At 26.1% G+C, this 1,504-nt stretch carries 1 protein-coding gene; it reads left to right on the top strand.

Features of this window, described 5'->3' with window-relative positions; translation table 4 throughout:
* Positions 1–341: 341 nt before the first annotated feature.
* Positions 342–1,436: an ABC-2 transporter permease gene (locus D9R21_RS06400; RefSeq protein ID WP_241568814.1), complete on the top strand. Its 1,095-nt coding sequence runs from the start codon at positions 342–344 to the stop codon at positions 1,434–1,436.
* Positions 1,437–1,504: the final 68 nt, after the last annotated feature.

Here is a 1,504-nt window from a genome sequence, read left to right as displayed (position 1 = left end):
GATACTATTTTTTGTTTATTTAATTGTAAAAGTCATGGAGCTTTTTTAATAATTCATACCTAACTTTATAATAGTTTAAATCTTTTTTTCCAAATGGTTATTTTGGACCTTTTGGTGTATTTAAAATTCCTTTTTTAAAATTTCTTTGTCATGAATCAAGTGTTTTTATATTTACTTTATATTTTTGTGCAATATAAGTAAGCGATGTTTGTTCAATTTCTTTTACTGTATTTTTTCGAAATTATGCAGTATATGTTTTAAATTTTTGTTCTTTTCTTGCCATATAAAAATGCACCTCCTCTAAAAGTTTAGTAAAGTTCTTTTTTAATTTTACTTACTTTTTGGGGTGCAGTCTTGTTTGTCAAGAAAAAGCACAAGAATGATTTGATAATAATAAAGATATTGATAAAGATCTTTATAAATTGCAATATCGTTATGATAGCATGGTGAATTTATCTGTTACAAATAATAAATTTTATAATATTAATACAAAAGCATTAGAATTAGACCAAAATGGTATGACCATTAAATTAAATTATTTGCATGGTGATGAAACTATGTTTAAACCAGCTGATAAATATTGGGCTCAATTGCAAGTTAATAGTGGTTTTACAGAAAATATTTTTAAATTAATGCTTGCTATTGGTAATCATAGTCCAACAGAAGTTATTAAAACTTTAGAATATTTAATAGAAAACATTCCTCGGTTTTGATCAACATATAAACAAAATTTTTTAGTTGGACAAGTGTTATATACATTTACCCAAATTAAAACTGCTTTGGTTCATTCTGCCTTACCAGAGATATTAGGTACTTCAATGTTCTGAGCTTTTGCGCAATGAGATGAATCAACTAATACATATTATTTAACTGGTCGTGATTTTAGCAATTATTTAGAAAAAATTTTATTAATTATTGGTCCTAATACTTCAATTGGAAAAGTAATCTTAGACTATGTTGAAAAAAATCATCCACAATATTATGAAATTGTTAAAAAAATATTGGAAGTAATTGAAAGCGAAGGGAAACAATTTATTGATGGCTTTGTTCGTGAGATTTTTCCCAATTTGGATGAACATATAACTTGACCAAAATATAGTGCAAGAGCACAACAAGTAATTCGTGATTGAGCAAATTTAAATTCATCAATTTTTCAAGTTCCAGTTCATATTCAAGGTTACCAATATGGGGAATATGGAATTGGTTTAGGTGAATTTTTTATAGCGATTGCAATGTGAGTTGGTGTTTTAATGCAAACATTTATTTTTGACCGTACTTGTCGAACAAAACGAGCTCGTTGATATAAACACTATTTTTCAAAATTGTTACTAATGTTAATTACAACAGTACTTCAAACCACAATTCTTGCACTTTCATTAGCGGCATTGGGTAAGTGTAGCAGTTTATTTAATATCATTATAACATCAATAAAATAAATGTTCAATATAATTTATTTTAAAAAAATTTAGTAGTTTTGTCTTAAATTTATTAATTTTGACACACC

Source organism: Spiroplasma endosymbiont of Megaselia nigra, assembly GCF_003987485.1.
In the GTDB taxonomy this organism is placed as follows: domain Bacteria; phylum Bacillota_I; class Bacilli_A; order Mycoplasmatales; family Mycoplasmataceae; genus Spiroplasma.
Note: the sequence above shows the minus strand (reverse complement) of the source record. Positions and strands in the feature narration are given on the sequence as shown.